The sequence below is a fragment of the Marinobacter sp. MIT932201 genome (genome assembly GCF_047123295.1).
Lineage (GTDB): Bacteria > Pseudomonadota > Gammaproteobacteria > Pseudomonadales > Oleiphilaceae > Marinobacter > Marinobacter salsuginis.
Map to the genome: position 1 here is coordinate 1,237,619 of NZ_CP138917.1, position 21,849 is coordinate 1,259,467.

A 21,849-nucleotide genomic window follows, 5' to 3' on the forward strand; every position below is an offset into this window, starting at 1 on the left:
AGCCGACATGAGCAATACTGAGCAAAACTCTCCGAGTCCGGATAGTGAGAGTATCGATCAGGACCAGCGCTCAGACTCTGGGAACAGCTTTTTCGACCGGGTTCGGCGACATGGTGGCCTTGCCAGCGACTCTGCACCGGCCCCCATCACCGGGACGACAGGCATCCCCGTGGTGTCATCCGAGGAAGACGAGCCAACCGAAGAGGAGGGGGAGACTGTGGCCGATCCTTCTCAGTTACCCCATGAAGCGCGCCGGGTGCTGGTGTATATCATGCGGCATGGGGCAATTATTGGCGCCCAGAAACCCAAGGTTTTTGAGGCCCTGTGTCGCTATGAGGCTCTGATTCGTCGCCATCTGGCTGGGGTTTACCTGCGCCTTGTTCTGGACGAGAAAGCCGGCGTTGCGTTTGTTGCCTTGAACGAAACGGAAACCGAGGATGACGAAAATTCAATAGATGACGAGCCTGTGGCGTTGATTTCCAAGCGCACCTTGTCTCTTTATGACACTCTGTTGCTATTGGTGCTTCGTCGTCACTATCAGGAGCGGGAGACCGCCGGTGAGCAGAAAATCACGGTAGATCTGGAACGCCTGGAATCCTGCCTGATGCCTTTTCTTCCTTTGACCAACCATGCCAAAGCCGATCGCAAGAAGCTCAATGGCGCTGTCCAGAAGCTGGTACAGAAGAAAGTGCTCGCCTCCGCTCGGGGCGCAGAGGATCGCTTCGAAATTACGCCGATTATTCGTTACGTGGTGGACGCTGCATTTCTCGAGTCGATGCTGGAGGAATACCTTCGATTGGCGCAGGAGGCGAACATTGATGTCGATTCCAGGCTTGGCAGCGTCCCGGCATCGGATCAGCGGCGCGTTGATCAGGATGATTTGCTTGGAGGTCTTTAGGGTATGACCAGCATGGAACGTTATGGCGACACCTTCTTTCAGCAGGGTCAGATTCGCCTGGCAGAGCTGAGCGTTTTTAATTGGGGCTCATTTGATGGCCTGCATACCGCCAGAATTGATCCGGAAGGCACCCTGATCACCGGAGACAATGGTTCCGGCAAGTCCACCTTTGTGGATGGTTTGATGGCCCTGCTGTTGCCCGCAGGTCGAGCGACGTTCAACGTTGCCGCCGCCCAGGGTGATCGAACAGACCGTTCGTTGCTCTCCTACATGCGCGGGAGCTTCGGGGCAGCCCATGAGGGGATCAGCACCCGGGTAAAAAGCAAGCGGGAAAAATCAGTCGTAACCGGGCTGAGGGCGTTGTACCGAGCGGACGATGCCTCCGAAATTACATTGGCAGCACTGTTCTGGACAACACAGACCTCCAACACCCTGAGCGAGGTGAAGCGTGTTTACGTGGTTGCCCGACGTAACCTTGAGCTGAAAGAAATACTGGATGCTTTTGGGGAGGGTAATGCCGCCACCTTGAAAAAGTGGTTGCGTACCGATGGTCTCGTTACCTGTTGCGATGATCGCTTTTCAGACTATCAGGAGCTTTACCGAAAGCTGTTATTCATGGAGAACAAAAATGCCCCGGCTCTGCTGTCGCGTGCGCTGGGGCTCAAAAAGATCGATGATCTGACGAAGCTGATACGGGAACTGGTCCTTGAACCCAGCACCATTCGGGACGATGCCAGAAAGGTGGTTGAAGAATTTGGTGATCTGGTCTCTACCCACGACAGGCTGGTGGATACCAGAGCGCAGGTGGATCACTTGAGCCCGCTGCCCGGTTTATCGCAGGTTCTTCAGCAAGCGGAACAGGCTTTAGCAAAACTGCGCCTGGAGAAGAACAGCCTGAGCGTGTATTTCGGGGAGGTGTTGGCGGGGTTGTGGTTGGCGCGAGTGGAAGAGCTCAGGGCCGAAGCTGAACAACTCCGGGAACGTCTCGAGGAGCTGGAACGGGAGGAGGCGGCGGCAGAGGCGTTAGTTGAGCGGCGCCATGGGGAATATCTGCAGCATGGCGGTAACAAAATCGAGGCATTGAAAAAGGAGATCGGTCAGTCGTCGGACAAGTGTTCAGATGTGGGACGTAAGGCGTCCGACTACCAGGAGGATATGCGAAAGCTCGGCCTGACTGACTCCCTGGGGAAAGCGGCGTTTTCAGAGAACCAGAAGTCGATAGCAATACTCACTGACACGATGGGCCAGGCCACCGAAAACAGCCAGAACAAGTTTGCGGATACCAGCGCAGAGTTGAGTGAGGCGCAGAGGGCGCTGAAAACACTTGGAACAGAGATCAGCGAAGCCGAAGCACGGCCGGATTCCAATATCGATCATCCCTTCCAGCGACTGCGGGAAGAACTGGTGCAATCGTTGGGGTTGCCGCTTGGGGAGCTGGTTTTCGTGGGTGAGTTGATTGATGTGCTGGAAGTTGAGCGACCCTGGCAGGGGGCCATTGAACGGGCGTTGGGTGGCCTGCGGACGACGCTGCTGGTCCCTGCTGAAAACTACTCGATGGTGACTCGCTGGCTCAATACCCGGCATACCGGCCTTCATGTCCGGGCTCAGGTCGTCCGTGGCAACGAAGGCAACCGAAGACCGCCAGAGTTTAAAGGGCGTGGTTTTCTGAGAAAACTGGAATGGCGTGAACACCCTTACCGTGACTGGCTCAAGCATCATCTGAGCAGGTTCGATCTGACTTGTGTAAATACCACCGAAGAGTTGGATGCAACGCCCTTCTCGATGACCCGCGAGGGCTTGATTCATAAGGAACAGGGACGGTTCGAGAAGAAAGATCTGTACAAGATTGGCGACCGTCTTCGTTGGCAACTGGGTTTTTCCAACAAGAGCCGTCTGGCGATCTTGAATAATGACAGGAAGCAACTGGAGCAACAGGCTGCAGAGCTTGACAAGGCGGTTGGCCAGGCCCGGCGGGCAATGGACGAGACCGGCGAGCGAAAAACGATCCTGGAGCGCGTGTCCGCGGTTTGCTGGGAAGACATCGATGTTGCTCCTTGGCAGGAAAAGCTAAAGCAACTAAGGGCGGACCTGCAGGCGATGGAAGCTTCGAAAGGTGATCTGGCCCGGGCCCGGGAGCGATGGGAAGAAGCCAAGCAGGGAAGGCAGAGTATTCAACGTGATGTCGGTGACATCAAAATTAGGAGTGGCCACGTTGCTAGCCGGTTGGAAAGTGCGGAACAGTCACTCGATGAAAACCGGATGGCTGCTTCCCCCGGCCTGACCGATGAGTGCAGGAGGGCACTGGAAGAGCGGGTAGGGCCGATAGCCCTGGAGGAGACCCATCGCCATGCCGAAGTTGAGAATGAACTGGACTCCTTGATCGATAAGGAACGCGGCCGTCAAATGACGGCAGTGAGTAAAGCCAATAGCATTATGGGCGCATTTCGTGGCAAGGATCAGTGGCTACCGATTTCGGTCGACTGGCCAACGGGCCTCGATGCTTTGGATGATTTTCTTGACCATCTCAAACATTTGCAGACTGAGGGGCTTCCCGCCTTGGTGGAACAGTTCCGGGAGCGCCTGAACAAGCATGCCACGCAGTCTCTCGCAAACATCAAGAATAAACTGGACGCTGAACGAGAGGACATTCTGGAGCGTATTGACGTCATTAATGACGTACTTCGCAGGACGGAGTTTCGTGTCGGCAGTTATCTCAAACTGGGCACGAGAAGGGAAAAGTACCCCCACATTCTGGATTTTGAACGTAAGCTCCGCCATGTTCTGGGGCAGGTAACCAGCGATGATCACGAAGGTCGGTTCAATGCGCTATCCGAGGTGATTGCCATTTTGGATAAAGCCAGTGCCTCAGGAACCTCCAGCTCTCTGGAAAGTTTGCGTTTGTTGGATCCTCGCTACCAGATGACCTTTTTCGCCGAGGAAGTGGACGCTGAGACTATGGAAATCCGCGATGTTCTCAATTCGTCCAGCGGCAAATCCGGAGGTGAGAAAGAGTCCTTTGCCGGAATGGTGGTTGCTGCAAGTCTGGCGTATGTTCTTACACCCGACGGTTTTGACCGTCCTGTATACAGCACGGTATTCCTTGACGAAGCGTTCTCCAATACGGCCGAGTCCGTGAGCCGCCGTGTGCTCAAGGTTTTCAAGGAGCTTCATATTCACGTGAACCTGATTACCCCCTATAAGAATCTGAACCTGGCGCGAGAGTCTGCCCGCTCCCTGCTAATTGCTGAGCGCAATGCTGAAACCCACGAAAGCCAACTTTGCGAGTTGACCTGGGAAGACATCGATCAAAGATTCGCAGAAGCTAAGCGTCGATCAGTAATGAGTGAGGCCGCCTCCCTGGGAATTGGTGTTGATGAGTGAGCGCGACTGGGGGCTGATGCCTGAAGAGGTCATCGAACGCCTCCGAGAGAAAGAATGGCACAGCCGTCGAACATTAAAGGCGCGGCTCAAAGGGGAAAGGCCATTTCCTGTCAGTGTTAGCCTCAGGCCGCCACGGGGGCAAGAAGCTGTTTCAGACCTGGAACGGTTTCATCGTTTTATTTCAGCATGGAAGGCTTTCCCGGATCAGGGTTGCGTTCAATGGGAAAGTCGGAGTTTCCGGCAGCTCTCTCTCCAGGAGGTTCCGGTTCGCTTTCTAGTCAGAAACGTTGGGGTGTTGGCTGAATTGCTCGGAGACGAAGAACGAACAGCCCTGGCGGCTTGGGAAAGAAGAATTTCTTTCATCCTTGCTGAGCCATTTGCGCAGGGCGAAGACGTTCAGCGAGAGTTGTTTTCCGCACTGGTAGACAACCTCGATGTGCTGAGGAAGTTTTCCGAGGATGACTTCAAGCTATTAGTAAGGTTGATTCCGCAACTGTGTCCCGGCTTGGGAGGTGGTCACTACCTTCGCGCGTTGCCGGTGGTTCACGTGGATACCAAGTTCATGGAGCAGAACTTCCAGCTTCTGGAGCGCTTGATCGACGTTTTGTATGTCGGAGATGTCACTGCATCTGGCGGGCTTCTGGAGTGGCTGAATTGCAGGAAAAGCCCTAAAGGCTGGTCGTTCGTTCGTCCCTTGTGTAGCTGCAGCCAGTCTGCACTCGGTGGCCTGCCGATTCTGCAAATGGATACCGAAACCTTGCTGGGTTTTGAGCTCCCTGCCAGCAACGTTCTGGTTGTAGAGAATGCTCAAACGGGTCTTGCCTTGCCGTCCCTGGACAACACCATTGCGGTGTTTGGCGGGGGAAAGAATGTTTCCTGGCTATCCGCGCCTTGGTTGTATTCCAGGAATGTGGGGTATTGGGGGGATATTGACTCGGAAGGCTTTAGCATTCTGAGTGATGCTCGCCGTCGGTGCCCCGGTATCGAATCGGTAATGATGGATGAGTCGACCGTAGAAGCATTCTCGCTCCGCATGGTGGACGAACCGAGCTCAGTTGATTTTGTCCCAGGCTTCCTTGAGGAGCATGAGGCCGAGTTGTTCCATAGGTTGCGGGAAGGGGCCTTTGGCAAGCCTCGCCTTGAGCAGGAGAGGCTCCCCGCAGATTACGTTCTTCAATGCCTGACGAACTGGGCTTCTTGAGACCAACTGTCGGCGATGCGGTTCTACTTGCTCCCGGCGTACCCCAGTTCCTTATCCACCAGGTTGAACAGCTCCTCGCCCTTGTGCCAGCGGTCGAAGTTCTCCAGGAACTGGTCGGTCAGGGCCCGCTTCCAGCCGATGAAGTCGCCAGCCATGTGGGCGGTCATGGTAACGTTATCCATATCCCAGAGCGGGTGGTCTTCCGGTAGCGGCTCTTCCTCAAAGACGTCCAGGCCGGCGCCGGCGATTTCGCCACTTTTCAGGGCTGTTATCAGATCATCGGTTTTGACGATCGGGCCGCGGCCGATGTTGATCAGTCGGGCGGACTTTTTCATGGCCTTGAAGGCCTTCTCGTCAAACAGGCCCTCGGTCTGGGGTGTCAGGGGTGCTGCAATTACCACGAAGTCCGCGTGCCCCAGCTGCTCGTAAAGGTCGTCGTTGCCGTGTACCGCGACAAAATCCGGATCCTCTTTTCTCGGTTTGCGGGCAATGCCGTGGGCCTTCAATCCGGCAGCGCCAACCAGCCGGCCGATCTGGCGGCCGATAGAGCCTGCCCCAACAACCAGAACCTGCTTGCCTTCTGCGCGCTCGGTGTCCCGGTGCTTCCACTGGTGCTTCATCTGCAGCCGGATGGAGTTCGGAAAATCCTTGGCGAACATCAGGATCGTGCAGAGCACGTACTCGGCAATGGTGCGGTCGAAAATGCCGCGGGCGTTGGTCACGGTGACATCGCCTTTGATCAGGTCCGGGAACATCAGTGCATCAACGCCAGCACTGGTGGCGTGGATCCATTTCAGCTTGTCTGCCGTGTGCCAGGCGGCCGCCAGGGCCTCTGTGCGAAAGTCCGTCACCATCATGATGTCGGTGCCGGGCAAGGTGTCGCGAAGGGTCGGCTCGTCACAGGCAAAGCGCACATCTGCGCGGGCCCTGACGGCGTCCATTCCTGGCGGTTCCTGTTCCCCGGGTGCGGTGAGAACGGTAACAACAGGTTTGCTGTGCTGAGTCATTGAGCCTCCGCCTATGATGATGAGTGACTGTCTGTGCCTGGTGTTCGTCCATGGCCAATTTACAGTCTGGTCGGCAGGTACTGTCGGGTCAACTTGCGGGGCAACAGATTTTGCTCTGACCGCGGTGATGGCGGTACTTTCACGTACATCATCTATATGATTTTTTGTCTTGTAGAGGCTTGCCATACTGACTAACCTGCAGGAGTGGATTCTATTTGCCCCGTTTGCAGGAGGTGTTTATGGCAGAAGCCGCCAACAAAGAAACCGGCCAGACCAAACCGCGTCGAGTGAAGTACCGGAAGAACAAGGCCAGTTGGAACCCTGCCATGCAGGCGATTCCGGTGCCCGGCATCAGGCGCATGGTGAATATGGCGGCCACCATGAAGGATGTCATTCATCTTTCCATCGGTCAGCCGGACCTGCCGACCCCCAAGCACGTCATTGATGCCTATGTCGACGCGCTCAATGCGGGGCAGACCGGCTACACCATGGATGCCGGACTGCCGGAACTGCTGGTGGCCCTGCGCGACTATTATGGCAAGCGTTACAACCGCAAACTGACCCGGGATAACATCCTGATTACCAGCGGCGCTACAGAGGCTATGTACCTGGCCATTTCCGCCACCTCTGCGCCAGGGCGGCAGTTTATCGTAACGGACCCGTCCTTCCTGCTGTATGCGCCCCTGATCCGGATGAATGGTGGCGAGGTGAAATTCGTCCAGACCCGGGCGGAGAACAACCACCAGCTGGATCCGGATGAGGTAATCCGGGCGATGGGGCCCCGCACCTTCGCGCTGATCCTGAACAACCCCAACAACCCGACCGGGGCGGTTTATCCGCGCAGCACTGTTGAAACCATCCTTGAGGAGTGTGCCTACCGGGGTATCCAGGTTTATGCGGACGAAGTCTACGACCATCTGATCTTTGATGATGACGACTTCGCCAGTGTGCTGAACTGCTCGATGGATCTGGACAACATCATGTGCATCAGCAGCTTCTCCAAAACCTACAGTATGGCGGGGCTGCGTGTTGGCTGGGTGATTTCCAGCCAGGCCGCCATAAAATCGCTGCGGCGCTACCATATGTTCACCACGTCGGTGGCCAATACGCCCTCCCAGTTTGCCGGTGTGGCAGCGCTCACGGGGGACCAACAGTGCGTTCGCGATATGGTCGACATTTACCGGGAACGTCGGGACAAGGTGGTTGAACTGGTTGATCAGACCCCCTACATGACCGGGTACAAGCCGGGCGGTGCGTTTTTTGCGTTCCCTGACCTTCCCCCCCATGTAGACGGTTCGGATCTGGCCCTGCGGATGCTGAAGGAAACCGGTGTCTGCATGGTGCCCGGTGATGCCTTCGGTGAAGGGTGTACCAACGCCGTCAGGATCAGTTTCTCCACAACCTGCGAGAAACTGGAAGAGGCGTTTGATCGCGTCATTCCGTGGATGGCCAAACAACAGTTCTGAGGTGATGCCATGTCAGCCCTGGACTCGGTATTGATTCAGTGCCCGTACTGCTGGGAGACGCTGGATATCAGCGTCGACCCGTCAGTGCCGGAACAGGAGTATGTCGAGGATTGCCAGGTCTGCTGCAGGCCCATACTGTTGCGCGTGGTTTTTGACGACAATTTGACACCTCATGTAGAGGCCCGGGCTGAGAATGAATAGAACGTCGCTGTATGTTTGCCGCACGCTTCTGGTCCTGGTGGTGGTGCTTGCCAGCGGCTGCGCCAGTCTGTCGCCTTATTCGATTTCCGAAGGCGAGCTGGAGAGGCATCTCCAGGATGTTGTGAGCGAATTTGATCGAAACCAGTTGAACAGCGGTTCTCCGCTGAGCCTGAGTCTTGATGACGCCAACATCACCCTGGGGCCCGATGGCCGGGACGTGGCAGTAATCGATGTGAGGGGGCAGGTTGCCCTGAATGCGTTGATGGCGAAGCTACCGGTGGATATTGCCCTGAAGGTTGAGGGTGCGCCGGTTTACGACAGCTCGGAGAAAGCCATCTTCATACGGCGATTGCAACTTCTTGAAAGCAGTATCGACTCTCCGTTCTTCAAGGGGGATCTGAAGCCGGTAACCGATACGGTCATGCGGCTGGTGGCACAGATGCTGGAGACCATGCCGGTGTACCGGCTGGACGAAACCGATTTCGCCCAGCGTATGTTCGGTATGATGCCGGTGGATGTGCGGGTGGCGCCTGGCCGGCTGGAATTTGTGATGGCCGACCAGTAGCCCTGGTTTACTGGGACAGTCTCTCGCAGATTGCAGAACCGATTTCGTGGGTGCCACGCCGACGACCTGAGTTTTCGGCAAGGTCTGCAGCCACAGCATCGAACAGTTCCTTCCCTGCGGCGGCAATGGCTGGATCCTTGCGCCCCAGCCATTCGAGCATGCGGGCAGCAGTGAAAAGCATGGCGGTGGGGTCCGCCAGGCCCTGCCCGGCGATATCCGGAGCACTTCCGTGGGTGGGCTCGAACATCGAGGGCATATCCGGATCGGTGGGATTCAGGTTGCAGGAAGGTGCAACGCCCATGCCTCCTGAAAGCACTGCGGCAAGATCCGTCAGAATGTCACCCTGGAGGTTGCTGGCCACCACGACATCGAAAGCCCAGGGGCTTTGGACAAACTTCATGCAGGCTGCGTCCACCAGTTCATGGTGCGTGGCCACATCCGGGTATTCTTTGCTGATTTCGTCAAAGGCCTCGGTGTACATATCACCCCAGTAGCGCAGGGCATTTCGCTTGGTAATCAGGCAAACCTGGCTTTCGCAGGTGCGGCCATCCAGTGTCCGGAAGGTCCGCGTCCGGCCTTCCTTGACCCGATCAGCAGCACGGTTTCGCGCTTGTTCGAACCCATAACGGATGATCCGGTCGGTTGCTTTGCGTGTAAAAACCTCCATCTGCGTGGCCACTTCGTCCGGCGTGCCTTTGCGCAACCGCCCGCCCTGGCTGACATATTCACCCTCGGAGTTTTCCCGAATCACAAGCATGTCGATGTCTTTGGCGCGTTCGTCCGCCAGATACTGCCGGGCGCCCGGCAAAAGCCGGGCCGGACGCTCGCAGACCCACTGGTCGAACCCCTTGCGCATGTCCAGCAACGGGGCCAGGGAGATGCTGTCTGGCAACAGGTAGCGGTCCGGATCGTCCATAGGGCCCGGATCGCCAAGGGCGCCCAAAAGAATGGCGTCGTATTTCTGAAGCTGGGCCAGGGCATCCGCCGGCATGGATTCACCATGTTCTTCGTGCCAGGCGTGGGAGGGCCAGGGGAATCGCGTCCACTCAAGGTCCAGGCCGTGTTTTGCACGCAGGGTTTCCAGGCAGCGCACAGCCTCGGCCACCACTTCGGGGCCTATGCCGTCGCCCGGGGTTACAGCGATACGGGTAGATTGGGCCATTCGGGAAACTCCTTTTGGGGACAGATACGTATAAACAAACCCCAGTTTAGTCATGTAATCCGGGGATGCCACCGTTTGACATGCTTTAACCACAAAGTGGTTTTACCAGGGAGGGGTTCGCAGCTATATTGGTCAAAAACATGTCTAATAAACACAGTAAAACCGCCAGAACTGCAGTCAGGAGTTGAAGTGAACCAGCCCGCCGTACTTTTTGATGAGTCTCATTGTGAGCAATGTGCCTGTGGAGCAGGACTGGATTTTTCCTTCAGCTTCGCATTTCAGCCAATAGTCGACGTTATCAACAAATCGGTTTTTGCCTATGAAGCCCTGGTGAGGGGCACGGAAGGCGAGGGCGCAATGAGCGTTCTCTCCAAGGTAAATGAGCACAATCGCTACGCGTTTGACCAGGTATGCCGGGTGAAGGCGGTAAAGCTGGCCGCCAGGCTGGGCATGGACACGATGCTCAGCATCAATTTTATGCCGAATGCCGTCTACCGGGCCGAATACTGTATTCGTACAACCCTGGCAGCGGCCAAGACCTACGATTTCGATACCCGTAAAATCATTTTCGAGCTGACCGAGGACGAGGCGCTTAACTCAACCTCGGTCGAACACCTTGTGTCCATCATCGAGGCTTACCAGGAAATGGGGTTCAGTACCGCCATTGATGACTTTGGCGCTGGCTTTTCGCGCTACAACATTATGATGGCGAGCCCGCCCAATCTCCTTAAACTGGATATGGCGCTGGTTCGTAATATCCATACCGAACCCAACAAACAGGCGGTGGTGGCTGGAATCATTACAATGATGACGCAGCTTGGCGGTCAGATAATCGCGGAGGGTGTCGAAACCAAGGAGGAGTATTTCTGGTTGCGCTCTCAGGGTATCAGTCTCTATCAGGGCTACCTGTTCGCCAAACCGGGTTTCGAGTGCCTTCCGGAGCCCGACTTCCCCACATAAACCGCCTTTGAACTGACAGGAAGAATATCTTGCTATACAGAATGATTACCGTGGTGGGCGGACTGGTTTTCGTCATCATCCTGTTCGCCCTTATCTGGTTTTTCTGCAAGAAATTTCTCGAGCATCATGGTGTTACTGACCAGGTAAAAGACCGGGCCATGGTTCTGGCTACCTGGACCTTCGCCGGTATCAGCGTGGGGCTGGTTTTCGCGGTGGTTGGCGCGTTTGTCCTTGGCCCCTGGGCTTTCTACCGAACCCTCAGGGGCCACGGTGTGGATATATCCGATGGTGCAGCCGTCTGGTGGGGGCTTGGGATCGTAGTGGCCTCCCTGGGCATCACGGCTATCGGATTTTTCGGTTTCCTGATGCTTGTGGGGGCTTACTGAGTCTTAACTGATAGCCTTCAATTGCTCCCGGAACCAGATCAGCGCTGGTTCCCTCTCATAAGCCTTGTGCCAATAAAGGTGAACGTCGATGGACGGCAGGTCCGCTGGCGGGTCCTTGATCGTTATGTTGGCGCGTTCGGCGATGATTCGGGCATAGGCCTCTGGCATGGTCAGCAGCAGATCGGTTTCCTCCACCACTCTGCAAGCAGCGTAGTAATGCTGGCAGCGTAGTCGTATGCTCCGTTGAACTCCCAGCCTTGATAGCTCGAAGTCTTCAATGCCGGGTCCTTCGGTCCGTGACGACACCAGTACGTGTTTTGCGGACAGGTACCCTTCCATATCCAGAGTGCCGTCTGCCAGTGGATGCCCCTCCCGGGCCAGCACTACCAGGCGGTCGCGCCGCAACAGTTCGTGGGATGTCTGATTGCTCACTGGCAGCAGCACATCCACGGCAAAGTCCAGTTTGCCTGCAGCGAGTTGCGTCTCCATGTCCCGCCGAGCGATCCGCTGGCTGACAATCTCCAGTTCCGGGTAGGCGTCGAGGCGAGCCATGAGGCGCGGCAGGAAGGTAGATTCCAGAATGTCTCTCAATCCGAGCGAATAGGTTTTGCGCTGGGTGGCCGGATCAAAGGCATGAAACTGGTTTACCGCGCCCTGGATCTGAGTAAGCCCTGGCCGCATGGATTCGAGGAACCGGCGTGCCAGGGGAGTTGGCACCATCTGATTGCCCTGGCGGGTAAACAATGGATCATCAAAATGGTCCCGAAGCCGGGAGAGTGAATGGCTGACGGCCGGCTGGGTCAGATGCAGCGCCCGGGCCGCGCGGGTCAGGCTGCCTTCCCGGTAAATGGTATCGAACACGTGCAACAGGTTCAGATCAAGGCGATTGAGGGCCATGGGTGGAGTCCGTTTACGATTCGTTTTGAATAAGTATGGTTAATAATAAACGATAAGAAAAATTCAGTCGCGTAATAGTTTGGTCATCCCTAGACTGGCCCTAATGTGATTTTCCGTGCATACCACGGCGCAACAGTCAGCGAGGATACGGCGATGGATTTCAATATTTCCGAGAGAGGCCAGGATTATCTCAACCGCGTAAAGCAGTTCATGAAGGATGAGATTTTTCCCATTGAAGAGCAGTACCACAAGGAGCTTGCCTCCCTGGATAACCGCTGGGTGGTGCTTCCGATCATCCGGGAGCTGAAGGAAAAGGCCAAGGCCCAGGGCCTCTGGAACATGTTCTTTCCGGACGACAAATACGGCTGCGGCCTGCTGAACTCCGACTACGCCCTGATTGCCGAGGAAACCGGGCGCAGCTTTATTGCGCCGGAGATCTTCAACTGCAACGCGCCGGATACGGGCAATATGGAAGTACTGATCCACTACGGCTCTGAAGAGCAGAAAGCCGAGTGGTTGCCGCGTTTGCTCAGTGGTGAGATTCGCTCCGCCTTCTGCATGACCGAGCCGGCGGTAGCCTCCTCCGATGCCACCAATATGGAAGCCACCGCCGTTATTGAAGGCGACGAAGTTGTTTTGAACGGTCGCAAATGGTGGAGTACCGGCATCGGACACCCTGATTGCAAGGTTGCCATCTTCATGGGGCTGACGGATCCCGATGCCCACAAGCACCGTCGCCACTCGATGGTGCTGGTGCCGCTGGACACCCCGGGCGTCAAGATCGAGCGCATGCTGCCGGTATTCGGTGAATACGATGAGCCCTATGGCCATGGCGAGGTGCTGTTCGACAACGTCCGGTTGCCCGAGAGCGCTTTCATTGCCGGTCCGGGCCGCGGGTTCGAGATCGCCCAGGGTCGCCTTGGGCCGGGACGAGTTCACCATTGCATGCGGGCCATCGGCGCAGCGGAGCGCACCCTGGAGATTCTGATCAAGCGTGCAACCACCCGTGAGGCCTTCGGCAAGCCCATCGCCAAGCTGGGCGGCAATCCGGACATCATCGCCAACGCGCGGATGGCCATTGAGCAGGCCCGCCTGCTGACGCTGAAATGTGCCTGGGCACTGGATACCAAGGGCATCATGGGGGCGCTTCAGGAAGTCTCCATGATCAAGGCCGTAATTCCGTCCATGCTGCAGACCATTGTCGACCAGGCCATTCAGATTCATGGTGGGGCCGGGGTCAGTGATGACGACTTCCCGCTGACACAATTGTTCGCCTATGCTCGGGTGCTGCGTTTGGCCGATGGGCCCGACGAGGTGCATCGGGCTATGGTGGCTCGTCTGGAGCTTCGGAAGTATAAATCCTGAGTAGTATTCGACCGTTGGTGCCGGGACCGGGTGGGGACAGGTTTCTGAAACACGCTCCTTACGGCACATCCCTGTGACGCTTGGGCTCCGCCATCCATGGCTCCGCACAGTTTCAGAAACCTGTCCCCACCCGATCCTGCAAACATTCGGATTGGATTCTGAACAGGTTGCACATGAGTCTGGGAGCTGATGCCGGGTAGAGCTTTCTAAAACCGTGCGGAGCCATGGATGGCGGAGCCGAGCGTACATGGACGTATTCACAGCGTGTTTTGGAAAGCTCTACCCGGTAGCAGCTCTTGCACCTGACATGACAAATAGCTAGCGCGAACGATAACGGAGAAAACCAAGCATGACACAAAGAGTATTCATAACCGGCGGAGCCAGCGGCCTCGGCCGGGCGATTGCATTACGGTATGCCAAAGAAGGCGCGAAAGTCTGCATCGGCGACATCAATCCGGAGCAGGGCGTTGGTGTTGAGAAAGAGATCAACGCCGCCGGGGGCGAGGGTTACTACGTTGAGTGCGATGTTCGCCGGTTGACCGATTTTGAGAAGGTTCGGGATGATCTGGTGAAGAAATGGGGTGGCGTCGATGTGGTGGTGAACAACGCCGGCGTGGCCTCGGCCGGTTCCATCGAGGACACCACCATGGCGGACTGGGAGTGGATTCTCGATATTAACGTGCTGGGCGTGGTTCGCGGCTGTAAGGCGTTTACACCGCAGTTCAAGCAGCAGGGCTCCGGGGCCTTTGTAAATGTGGCTTCGATGGCGGGGTTGATGCTCGCGCCATTGATGGATAGCTACAATGTGACCAAGGCTGGCGTGATCGCCCTGTCCGAGACACTCAGCCAGGAGCTTCGGGATGCAGGTATTCATGTGAGCTGCGTGTGCCCGGCGTTTTTCCAGACCAATCTGACCAGCAGCATGCGTTCAGATATTCCCGGCATTCAGCAGAACGTGAACAAGCTGATGAAGCGCTCCACGGTAACCGCCGAGGATGTGGCCGAGGATATTTTCCGTTCGGTGAACAACAAGAGCTTCTGGGTGCTGCCCCACGCCAAGGAGCGTCGCATGTGGATGCTCAAGCGCCATGCGCCCAAGGCGTTTGACTGGCTGATGCACCAGGAAAGCAAGCGCTGGATGAGCAAGATGGGTGGCAGCAAGGCCTGATGGCGCCGTTTTTAACTGTCTCAAAGTGAAGATTCAAAAGGAGAGTCCTGAATGACCCAGATCGACCAGGCCGTGGACATTCGCGAAGGCGAGGAGCTGGACACCGGCGCGGTAGACCGGTTCATGAAACAGGCGGTTCCGGGCCTGCAAGGCGAGCCGGAGATTCGGCAATACCCGGGTGGCGCCTCAAACCTGACCTATCAGGTGGATTACGGCGACCGTTCTTACGTCTTGCGCCGGCCGCCGTTCGGCAAGATCGCCAAGTCCGCTCACGACATGCTGCGTGAGGCGAAGGTCATGCGGGCGCTCAAGCCGGTCTATCCCTACGTGCCCAATATTATCGCTATCTGCGATGATCACGACGTGCTGGGTTGCGATTTCTACGTGATGGAACGGTTGAAGGGCATCATCCTACGCCAGGACTTTCCAAAGGATTTCGAGCTCAGTGAAGCCGATACCCGAAAGCTTTGCCTGAATGTGATCGACAAGCTGGTGGATCTTCACCGGGTTGATGCCAAAGCCGCAGGCCTGGACAAGCTGGGCAAAGGCGAGGGTTATGTGCAACGCCAGATTTGCGGCTGGAGTGACCGCTTCCGCAAGGCCCGCACCGACGATGTGGGCGACTTTGAGCAGGTCATGGGCTGGCTCAACGACAAGATGCCCGAAGACATTGCCCAGGTGGTGATCCACAACGATTTCCGCTTCGACAACGTGGTGCTGAATCCGGACAACCCTTTCGAGGTGATCGGCGTGCTGGACTGGGAGATGGCCACCATCGGTGATCCGCTGATGGACCTCGGCAACAGTCTCGCCTACTGGATCGAAGCCGATGATGAAGGCCCGTTCCAGATGCTGCGCCGGCAGCCGACCCATCGCCCGGGCATGCTCACCCGCAAGGAAGTGGTGGAGTATTACATGGAGAAATCCGGCTTCAAGGTCGACAACTTCGACTTCTATGAGATCTACGGCTTGTTCCGGCTCGCGGTGATTATCCAGCAGATCTATTACCGGTTCTATCATGGCCAGACCAAAGACAAGCGGTTCGCTGCCTTTGGCCATGCAGCCAATTATCTTGAGAAGCGCTGCCAGCGACTGATTGCGGAGAGCACCCTGTAATGGCGACGATTTATCTGGTTCGCCACGGCCAGGCCAGTTTTGGCAAGGAGAACTACGACCAGCTGTCTCCCACCGGCTGGGAGCAGGGCAGGGTGCTTGGCCGCTGGATGGCTGGCAAAGTGGACCCGGCCGCGATTTTCGGGGGCGATCTGGAGCGCCACCGGGAAACGGTGGAGGCCATCGCCACCGGCTACGGCAGTGCACTGCCGGATATGCAGGTAGCTCCGGGTTTCAACGAGTTCGACCATACCACAGTGGTGGCCCGATACCGCCCGGAGTGGAGCGACCGCACGGTCATGGCGCGGGATCTCAAGGCATTTCCCAAGCCGGCCAGGGCGTTTCAGGAGGCCTTCGTACATGCAGTGCGTCGATGGGCCTCGGGCGAATTTGATCATGAGTACGAGGAAAGCTGGCCGGACTTCAAGGCCAGGGTTCTGGCGGCGTTCGAGGATATGATTGAGTACGCCGATGGCGGTGACGTACTGGTGGCCACCTCTGGCGGACCGATTTCCGTGATTGCCCAGTATCTGCTTGGGCTGGACGATGCCCGGGCACTTGCCCTGAATGAGGTGATAGCGAATACCAGCGTTTCGCGGGTCCTGTATTCAGGCCCCCGGCGCAGCCTGGCCGTTTTTAACAACTACAGCCACCTGGAAGCGGATGACCCCGCCCTGGTGACATTCCGATAGTGAATCGAGGTGAACGAATGAGCAGCAAGAACCTGTTTGATCTGACCGGCAAGGTTGCCCTGATTACCGGCGCCAGCCGCGGCATCGGCGAAAGCATTGCCCGGACCCTGGCCGAGTACGGCGCGCACGTCATTGTCAGCAGCCGCAAGATTGATGGTTGCGAGGCCGTGGCCAGCAGCATCCGGGATGCCGGTGGCAGCGCCGAAGCCTACGCCTGCCACATCGGTGAGATGGATCAGATCGACAGCATCTGGGCCCACATTGAGCAGAACCACGGCAAACTGGATATTCTGGTAAACAACGCTGCCGCCAATCCCTATTTCGGTCCGGTTGAAGATACCGATCTGGGTGCCTTCAACAAAACCGTGGATGTGAATATCCGGGGCTATTTCTTCATGTGTGCCCGGGGCGCCCAGATGATGAAGAAAGCCGGTGGCGGTTCCATCGTGAATGTTGCATCCGTGAACGGGGTTAATCCGGGGCACTACCAGGGAATTTACTCGGTCACCAAGGCCGCCGTGATCTCCATGACAAAATCCTTTGCCATGGAGCTGGGGCAGCAGAAAATTCGCGTGAATGCCCTATTGCCAGGGCTGACCGATACCAAGTTCGCCAGCGCCCTCACTACCAATGAGGCGATCAAGAAGCAGGCCATGGCGCATATCCCGATGAAGCGTGTGGCTGATCCAAGCGAGATGGCCGGTACCGTGCTTTATCTGGTGTCTGATGCTTCGAGCTATACCACGGGCGCCTGCATTAATGCGGATGGTGGTTATCTGACAGTCTGAAGCTTATCTGAGGTTGAGGCGGGGTCGGATGATTGCTTTAATCTGACCTCGTTTCGATCAACCTGAATGCTCAGGCTGGTGAGCAGGTAAGCGCTGCAAAGTCACTGTTGAGCTCTACCGCCCGGTTCTGAAGGTGGGCAAGCGTTGCAGCGTCACCTGCCGTTATCATGTCATGCATCAGCGAGGCCATGGCCGCCCGACTCTCTGCCATCATGGCTTTGTAATCCTCGCCCCGCACTTCTTCGGAATTGAGAATCAGGTATTCCAGTTCTGCCCCAAACGTCGGCTCGTTTCTTCTTTCAAGTGCCTCAATTAAGGCCAATTGCCAGTTCCTTCGGCCCTGCAGCCAGATTTCAGTCTGGGCGCCCCGGTTGGCAGACCATTGCCGCACGATGTCGCGCTGCTTGTTGTTCAGATTCCCCAACCAACGCTCAACCCGCTCTGCTGTCCTTTCGGCCCGGGCCTCGGCAGTCGCTTCCGGGGAATCGGCCAGAAACTCCTCTTCCATTTCCCGCTGACTCTGAGCCATGTTTTCCGCCAACTCGTTGACCTGCTCGTCGCTCAGACTTGAAAGCAGATTTGCCGCCACCGGTGTTGCCCGCTCCAAAAGACTGGGGAAGAAACCGAAAAGCTGTTGCTGGTGGTACTCGACAGTGGCCTGATCGGGCGGGCTACTGGCTACGTCCGACTCAAGCTCATCCAGCCATGCCTGGTAGCGGGGCAACTCGGCACTGCAATGCCATTGGCGCAGTTGCTCGATATCGTTGTTTAGCTGCTGTTTCTGGTCGGCCGTCAGTGTCACGTAGTCTTCTACCCACCACACGATGCCCCAGTCCGCGTATCGATAAGCGAGCTTGGTTGAACTGCAGGCAACCAGAGCAAACGCCAGTACCAGAATTAGGACAAACGGTTTGGAAAAGCCGGGTGCCCCGTGTTTGGCAGTATCCATGGCCCACCTGTCTTGGTAAAAAGGCTTATCGAAAAAAGATTGCAAGCTCACTATCATTTTAGGTTTGAGTTACAACAGTGTACGTCATATCACCCCTTTCAGATGCTGTTCCGGGGATCCTTGGAGCATTGTTCAGGAGAAGTCATGAGCAAAATGAGACTTTCACGTCTACGCCAGATGATTTTCGGTTTTTACATGTCCGGAATTATGTCGCTGCTGATGTCCGGGGTGATCACCTTCATCAACACGGGCATCGACGGTGAATTCCACTACCGGTGGGGGCCCGCTTTTCTCGTTGCCTGGGCCGTTGCTTTTCCGCTCGTGACCTTCATCGCGCCGCTTGCCGGGAAGATGACTGAGTTCACCATGCGCAGGTTTGATTGATTGCGTACATCTGTAAGCTTAAATGTTAAAAGTTGCAAATCCGTTCTTTCTGACTCCCCGTAAATGCAGTGACGCACGATTCATGGACGGAAAATGTGCAGGTTCGAACCACTCAAATCCTGGTAAACAACCTCAAAAGTGGGGAGTGTGAAAAATGAAGACAAAATACGCTTTACCGATGGTTTTGGCGGGCAGTGTCGCGCTGTCCGGGTGTTGGCTGGATGACGACGATGATCCGGCAACCACCAGTGTCCGAGTCCTGCATGCGTCTTCGGATGCACCTGCGGTTAATGTTCTTGTGAATGGTGATGTCGTCGTTCCGGGAGCGGATTACAAGCAGGCCGCGGTTCTGACGCCGAGTGCCGGTCTCGCTGATATCGCTGTCGATGGATTGCTGCCGGGCGGCGAAACGGTGACAGTGATTTCTGCCGATGGGGTTTCGCTGCGTTCCGATACCAGCTATGACGTGATTGCAGTCGGAAAAGTAGGTGACGAGACCATTGAGCCGCTGATTCTGACCGATGATGGCGCCCGTGAAGATGCTGATAGTGCGCGTTTGCGAGTTGTCCATCTGTCGCCTGAGGCCCAGACCGCCGCCGCTGGTCCTGTCGATGTTTATGTCACGGCTTCAGGCGACCCGCTTCCCGCCGAAGCTACCTTCAGCTTCTCCTTCAAGGAGAGTGTAGGCCCGTTGGAGCTTCCTGCCTCAAACGACTATCAGATTCGGGTTACCCCTGCAGGCTCCGATACTGTTGTCTTTGATAGTGGCCAAATCGGCTTGCCAGCAGGTTCTGACCTTCTGGTCGGCGCCGTTGACAATACTGGCGCCAATGGCGATGCAAGCCCTATCAGCTTGGTCGTGTTGAACGGCAGTAATGTTGCCGAAATTTTTGACGCGGGCCAGCAGTCTGGAGTTCGTGTTGTTCACAACTCCTATGATGCTCCTGACGTAGATGTGCTTTTGAATGACGTTGTGTCGGTGAACGACTTGGCTTACCCAGAGGCTGCTCCCGGCGCTATGCTGGATAACTACGCACAGGTTCCGGTTGGAACCCAGAACGTTAAGGTTACGCCATTCAACGACAATGCCACCGTTGTGATTGAGGCCGATTTGGCATTCTCTGCTGGTACTGGGTATACGGTGATCGCAAACGGTTTGTTGGCGGACATCGAGGCGCTGGTGTTAACTGATACTGTTCGCGACATCGCAACTCAGGCGTCGGTTCGTGTAGTACATGGGTCGACACTGGCCGGTCCGGTTAATGTTTATCTTCTGCCCGATGGGCAAACCGAAGTGGGTAATGCTTCGCCTGCTTTGAGCGGCGTACAGTTTGGCGAAGAATCGGGCTATTTGGCTGTTGCGCCCGGGACCTACAATCTTGTCGTAACAGATCCTGATGGGAACGTCGCGATAGGGCCTGCGGAAATAAATCTCGAAGCAAGTGGCATTTACACTGCTATCGCCAGAGATAATGACGCCTTTGACGGTGCAGATCTTATTCTACTGGACGATTTCGTGATGCCGCCGACTTGATCGGTATGTTTAAGCGTATCAAAGCCCCGGCCATGGCCGGGGCTTTTTATTGAATACTGGTTTCAGATGTGCCGGAAGGGGCATGGGAAATCGCAGTCCCTGTTGGCGGCCGGAAATGCAGCGAATACAGAATCCGGTCCAGCACCGCCTGACCATTCCAGGCGGGATCGTTGTTGACCATTCCCACCACTGCCCAGGTGGTGTTGTTTGAATCCCGGGTGAACCCGGCGATCGATCTCACGTTTTCCAGATAGCCGGTCTTGATGCGACCTTCGCCGTCCATGCCGGTATTGCGCAGGCGGCGTGCCATGGTTCCATCCATCGCGATGATTGGCATTGAAGCCATGAGGTCAGCCGAGTATGCGCTGTTCCAGGCATGCTCGAGAATCTGTGCGCCCTGGCGGGCGGTGATGCGACCGTGTCTCGTGAGGCCGGCGCCGTTGTCGATCACCATGCCGGCGGTGTTAATGCCTTTGTCTTCGAACCAGTCATAGATCACACGAATACCGGCAACCCGGTCGTCGTTCTCATCTTCCAGGCGGTTCTCGGCGCCAATGGTAAGCAGCAGCTGGCGCGCCATCACGTTGCTGCTCCACTTGTTTATATCCCTCACCATGGTGACCAGATCCGGCGAGGTGGTTTTCATGACCAGCCGTGCGTCTTCTGGAGTGACGCCATTGATGTCCCTGCCCGAAATAACCACTCCCAGGTCGGCCAGCAAAGAACGGATCAACGAGGCGCTGTACTGCTCATGGGGCAGCAGCGACAGGTAGGTGGTGCTCCGGCAGCCCTGGGGCAGCTCACCGGTAACCCGAACAGTCACCCGATGGTCTTCATGAATAATGGGTTCCCATTCGAAGTTTCTTCGGGACGGGCAGGGGCCCTCGGCAGTGGCCACTACTCGGTTATCGATGACGACTTCGCCCAGAGACGGTGTGCTCCATGCCTGGGTGCCGCGCTCATCGGCTCGCACCTGGAAGTGCATCAGGTTCAGGTTCGTCAGGTAGGCAGAAGGTTCTACCAGAAATGGCGCGTGGGGGTTGTCGCCGTTGTCTTCAAACGCAGGAAAACCACCATCGACTTCAAAGTAACTGCCATCAAGAACCAGGTCGCCCTCGATTCTGTTAATCCCCATGCTGCGCAGCTCGCTCAGCGTTGTCCAGAGTCGTTCGATGGTGAGCTTGGGGTCGCCGCCAAAGCGGACGTAGAGATTACCTTCAAGAGTGTCGCCCGCCATCACTCCATCGGTCAGGAAATCGGTATCCCAGTGGTGATTGGGCCCGAGTACCTCCAGTGCCGCAAAGGTGGTTACCAGCTTCATGATGGAGCCAGGGCTCATCAGGGCATCAGCATTGATGTACTGGTTGATGCCGGGACCATTCAGCGGAATGGCCGCCATGCTCATGGCATCTTCATTCTGCAGGGACTGAGCCGCGTAATCTTTCAGCTCATTGGTCCAGAGGCGATTCCCGGAGAAACCGGCGGCGTCGCTCTCGGCAAAGGCAAGAGGGGCAGCCGCGATCACAGAAAGAGCCACAAGGGGTGCCAGCATGGGGCGTCTGAATCGAGGACACAGTTTTTCGGCTCTCGAAGAGCCAGAGCGTCGCATACCCGGGATTACCATGGTCACCATCCAATGAGTTCTTATACTTCCACAATAGCTCATCCTGGCGGTTTGTACTATGCAGAAAAGCTCTACATGACGTTAAAAAATGGCAGTAGTGTCGTTGTT

20 protein-coding genes are annotated in these 21,849 nt (G+C 56.5%); 15 read left to right on the forward strand and 5 right to left on the reverse strand.

The features are described 5' to 3' along the window. Positions 1-7 precede the first annotated feature (7 nt). The 3 genes from SIC15_RS05615 to SIC15_RS05625 are packed head-to-tail and all read left to right on the forward strand — an operon-like array spanning position 8 to position 5,480. Positions 8-898, forward strand: a complete 891-nt coding sequence (locus SIC15_RS05615; RefSeq protein WP_412537243.1) for a DUF4194 domain-containing protein — start codon at positions 8-10, stop codon at positions 896-898. A 3-nt stretch (positions 899-901) separates the two neighbouring features. Continuing rightward, on the forward strand, positions 902-4,279 hold the full coding sequence (locus tag SIC15_RS05620; RefSeq protein WP_412537244.1) for an ATP-binding protein: 3,378 nt from the start codon (positions 902-904) through the stop codon (positions 4,277-4,279). A gap of 16 nt (positions 4,280-4,295) precedes the next feature. Then, positions 4,296-5,480: a Wadjet anti-phage system protein JetD domain-containing protein gene (locus SIC15_RS05625; RefSeq protein ID WP_412537594.1), complete on the forward strand. Its 1,185-nt coding sequence runs from the start codon at positions 4,296-4,298 to the stop codon at positions 5,478-5,480. Positions 5,481-5,503: 23 nt separating this feature from the next. On the opposite strand, the gene SIC15_RS05630 is transcribed toward SIC15_RS05625, so the two are convergent. After that, complete coding sequence (locus SIC15_RS05630) at positions 5,504-6,487, reverse strand: D-2-hydroxyacid dehydrogenase (protein WP_412537245.1); 984 nt, start codon at positions 6,485-6,487, stop codon at positions 5,504-5,506. A gap of 239 nt (positions 6,488-6,726) precedes the next feature. Here SIC15_RS05630 and SIC15_RS05635 point away from each other — a divergent pair, with 239 nt between their 5' ends. The 3 genes from SIC15_RS05635 to SIC15_RS05645 are packed head-to-tail and all read left to right on the forward strand — an operon-like array spanning position 6,727 to position 8,719. Beyond that, entirely contained in the window at positions 6,727-7,953 is a 1,227-nt protein-coding gene (locus tag SIC15_RS05635; protein ID WP_136629632.1) for a pyridoxal phosphate-dependent aminotransferase, read from the forward strand. 9 nt (positions 7,954-7,962) lie between these two features. Then, on the forward strand, positions 7,963-8,154 hold the full coding sequence (locus SIC15_RS05640; protein WP_069184151.1) for a CPXCG motif-containing cysteine-rich protein: 192 nt from the start codon (positions 7,963-7,965) through the stop codon (positions 8,152-8,154). Beyond that, complete coding sequence (locus SIC15_RS05645; protein WP_069184152.1) at positions 8,147-8,719, forward strand: DUF1439 domain-containing protein; 573 nt, start codon at positions 8,147-8,149, stop codon at positions 8,717-8,719. The genes SIC15_RS05640 and SIC15_RS05645 overlap by 8 nt, the downstream gene beginning before the upstream one ends. Before the next feature lie 7 nt (positions 8,720-8,726). On the opposite strand, the gene SIC15_RS05650 is transcribed toward SIC15_RS05645, so the two are convergent. Further along, the gene (locus tag SIC15_RS05650) at positions 8,727-9,881 is read right to left on the reverse strand and encodes an isocitrate/isopropylmalate dehydrogenase family protein (protein ID WP_153637361.1); all 1,155 of its coding nucleotides are present in this window, start codon (positions 9,879-9,881) and stop codon (positions 8,727-8,729) included. 189 nt (positions 9,882-10,070) lie between these two features. On the opposite strand from SIC15_RS05650, the gene SIC15_RS05655 reads away from it, so the two are divergent. Both SIC15_RS05655 and SIC15_RS05660 read left to right on the forward strand, forming a co-directional pair. Further along, positions 10,071-10,841 carry an EAL domain-containing protein gene (locus tag SIC15_RS05655; RefSeq protein ID WP_222466278.1) on the forward strand — a complete coding sequence of 257 codons (771 nt, stop codon included), beginning with the start codon at positions 10,071-10,073 and terminating at the stop codon, positions 10,839-10,841. A 29-nt stretch (positions 10,842-10,870) separates the two neighbouring features. Next, positions 10,871-11,227 carry a hypothetical protein gene (locus SIC15_RS05660; protein WP_228289983.1) on the forward strand — a complete coding sequence of 119 codons (357 nt, stop codon included), beginning with the start codon at positions 10,871-10,873 and terminating at the stop codon, positions 11,225-11,227. 3 nt (positions 11,228-11,230) lie between these two features. On the opposite strand, the gene SIC15_RS05665 is transcribed toward SIC15_RS05660, so the two are convergent. Continuing rightward, on the reverse strand, positions 11,231-12,124 hold the full coding sequence (locus SIC15_RS05665; protein ID WP_412537246.1) for a LysR family transcriptional regulator: 894 nt from the start codon (positions 12,122-12,124) through the stop codon (positions 11,231-11,233). Between the two features lie 153 nt (positions 12,125-12,277). Here SIC15_RS05665 and SIC15_RS05670 point away from each other — a divergent pair, with 153 nt between their 5' ends. The 5 genes from SIC15_RS05670 (at position 12,278) to SIC15_RS05690 (ending at position 17,250) form a co-directional block, all read left to right on the forward strand. Then, positions 12,278-13,489 (forward strand): acyl-CoA dehydrogenase family protein, encoded by a 1,212-nt coding sequence (locus SIC15_RS05670; RefSeq protein WP_136629630.1) that lies wholly within the window; start codon positions 12,278-12,280, stop codon positions 13,487-13,489. Between the two features lie 349 nt (positions 13,490-13,838). Beyond that, positions 13,839-14,657, forward strand: coding sequence for an SDR family oxidoreductase (locus tag SIC15_RS05675; RefSeq protein WP_136629629.1), 819 nt, complete (start codon positions 13,839-13,841; stop codon positions 14,655-14,657). Between the two features lie 51 nt (positions 14,658-14,708). Continuing rightward, positions 14,709-15,773: a phosphotransferase family protein gene (locus SIC15_RS05680; protein WP_412537247.1), complete on the forward strand. Its 1,065-nt coding sequence runs from the start codon at positions 14,709-14,711 to the stop codon at positions 15,771-15,773. Then, positions 15,773-16,462: a histidine phosphatase family protein gene (locus tag SIC15_RS05685; protein WP_412537248.1), complete on the forward strand. Its 690-nt coding sequence runs from the start codon at positions 15,773-15,775 to the stop codon at positions 16,460-16,462. The genes SIC15_RS05680 and SIC15_RS05685 overlap by 1 nt, the downstream gene beginning before the upstream one ends. Positions 16,463-16,479: 17 nt before the next feature. Further along, entirely contained in the window at positions 16,480-17,250 is a 771-nt protein-coding gene (locus SIC15_RS05690; protein ID WP_153637362.1) for an SDR family oxidoreductase, read from the forward strand. A 70-nt stretch (positions 17,251-17,320) separates the two neighbouring features. Here the strand turns inward: SIC15_RS05690 and SIC15_RS05695 are convergent, their stop codons facing one another. Next, positions 17,321-18,199: a DUF6279 family lipoprotein gene (locus tag SIC15_RS05695; protein ID WP_412537249.1), complete on the reverse strand. Its 879-nt coding sequence runs from the start codon at positions 18,197-18,199 to the stop codon at positions 17,321-17,323. 144 nt (positions 18,200-18,343) lie between these two features. Between SIC15_RS05695 and SIC15_RS05700 the strand changes: the two genes are divergently transcribed. Both SIC15_RS05700 and SIC15_RS05705 read left to right on the forward strand, forming a co-directional pair. Further along, complete coding sequence (locus tag SIC15_RS05700) at positions 18,344-18,583, forward strand: DUF2798 domain-containing protein (RefSeq protein ID WP_069184162.1); 240 nt, start codon at positions 18,344-18,346, stop codon at positions 18,581-18,583. A gap of 154 nt (positions 18,584-18,737) precedes the next feature. Further along, complete coding sequence (locus SIC15_RS05705) at positions 18,738-20,117, forward strand: DUF4397 domain-containing protein (RefSeq protein ID WP_412537250.1); 1,380 nt, start codon at positions 18,738-18,740, stop codon at positions 20,115-20,117. A 46-nt stretch (positions 20,118-20,163) separates the two neighbouring features. Here SIC15_RS05705 and dacB read toward each other — a convergent pair whose 3' ends face one another. Beyond that, positions 20,164-21,669, reverse strand: a complete 1,506-nt coding sequence (gene dacB / locus SIC15_RS05710; protein ID WP_412537251.1) for a D-alanyl-D-alanine carboxypeptidase/D-alanyl-D-alanine-endopeptidase — start codon at positions 21,667-21,669, stop codon at positions 20,164-20,166. Between the last annotated feature and the right edge of the window lie 180 nt (positions 21,670-21,849).

Bases quoted from the DNA above. Each gene is read 5' to 3' on its own strand.
- SIC15_RS05615 (WP_412537243.1), top strand. From the start codon at position 8: ATGAGCAATACTGAGCAAAACTCTCCGAGTCCGGATAGTGAGAGTATC.
- SIC15_RS05620 (WP_412537244.1), top strand. From the start codon at position 902: ATGACCAGCATGGAACGTTATGGCGACACCTTCTTTCAGCAGGGTCAG.
- SIC15_RS05625 (WP_412537594.1), top strand. From the start codon at position 4,296: ATGCCTGAAGAGGTCATCGAACGCCTCCGAGAGAAAGAATGGCACAGC.
- SIC15_RS05630 (WP_412537245.1), bottom strand. From the start codon at position 6,487: ATGACTCAGCACAGCAAACCTGTTGTTACCGTTCTCACCGCACCCGGG.
- SIC15_RS05635 (WP_136629632.1), top strand. From the start codon at position 6,727: ATGGCAGAAGCCGCCAACAAAGAAACCGGCCAGACCAAACCGCGTCGA.
- SIC15_RS05640 (WP_069184151.1), top strand. From the start codon at position 7,963: ATGTCAGCCCTGGACTCGGTATTGATTCAGTGCCCGTACTGCTGGGAG.
- SIC15_RS05645 (WP_069184152.1), top strand. From the start codon at position 8,147: ATGAATAGAACGTCGCTGTATGTTTGCCGCACGCTTCTGGTCCTGGTG.
- SIC15_RS05650 (WP_153637361.1), bottom strand. From the start codon at position 9,881: ATGGCCCAATCTACCCGTATCGCTGTAACCCCGGGCGACGGCATAGGC.
- SIC15_RS05665 (WP_412537246.1), bottom strand. From the start codon at position 12,124: ATGGCCCTCAATCGCCTTGATCTGAACCTGTTGCACGTGTTCGATACC.
- SIC15_RS05670 (WP_136629630.1), top strand. From the start codon at position 12,278: ATGGATTTCAATATTTCCGAGAGAGGCCAGGATTATCTCAACCGCGTA.
- SIC15_RS05675 (WP_136629629.1), top strand. From the start codon at position 13,839: ATGACACAAAGAGTATTCATAACCGGCGGAGCCAGCGGCCTCGGCCGG.
- SIC15_RS05680 (WP_412537247.1), top strand. From the start codon at position 14,709: ATGACCCAGATCGACCAGGCCGTGGACATTCGCGAAGGCGAGGAGCTG.
- SIC15_RS05685 (WP_412537248.1), top strand. From the start codon at position 15,773: ATGGCGACGATTTATCTGGTTCGCCACGGCCAGGCCAGTTTTGGCAAG.
- SIC15_RS05690 (WP_153637362.1), top strand. From the start codon at position 16,480: ATGAGCAGCAAGAACCTGTTTGATCTGACCGGCAAGGTTGCCCTGATT.
- SIC15_RS05695 (WP_412537249.1), bottom strand. From the start codon at position 18,199: ATGGATACTGCCAAACACGGGGCACCCGGCTTTTCCAAACCGTTTGTC.
- SIC15_RS05700 (WP_069184162.1), top strand. From the start codon at position 18,344: ATGAGCAAAATGAGACTTTCACGTCTACGCCAGATGATTTTCGGTTTT.
- SIC15_RS05705 (WP_412537250.1), top strand. From the start codon at position 18,738: ATGAAGACAAAATACGCTTTACCGATGGTTTTGGCGGGCAGTGTCGCG.
- dacB (WP_412537251.1), bottom strand. From the start codon at position 21,669: ATGCTGGCACCCCTTGTGGCTCTTTCTGTGATCGCGGCTGCCCCTCTT.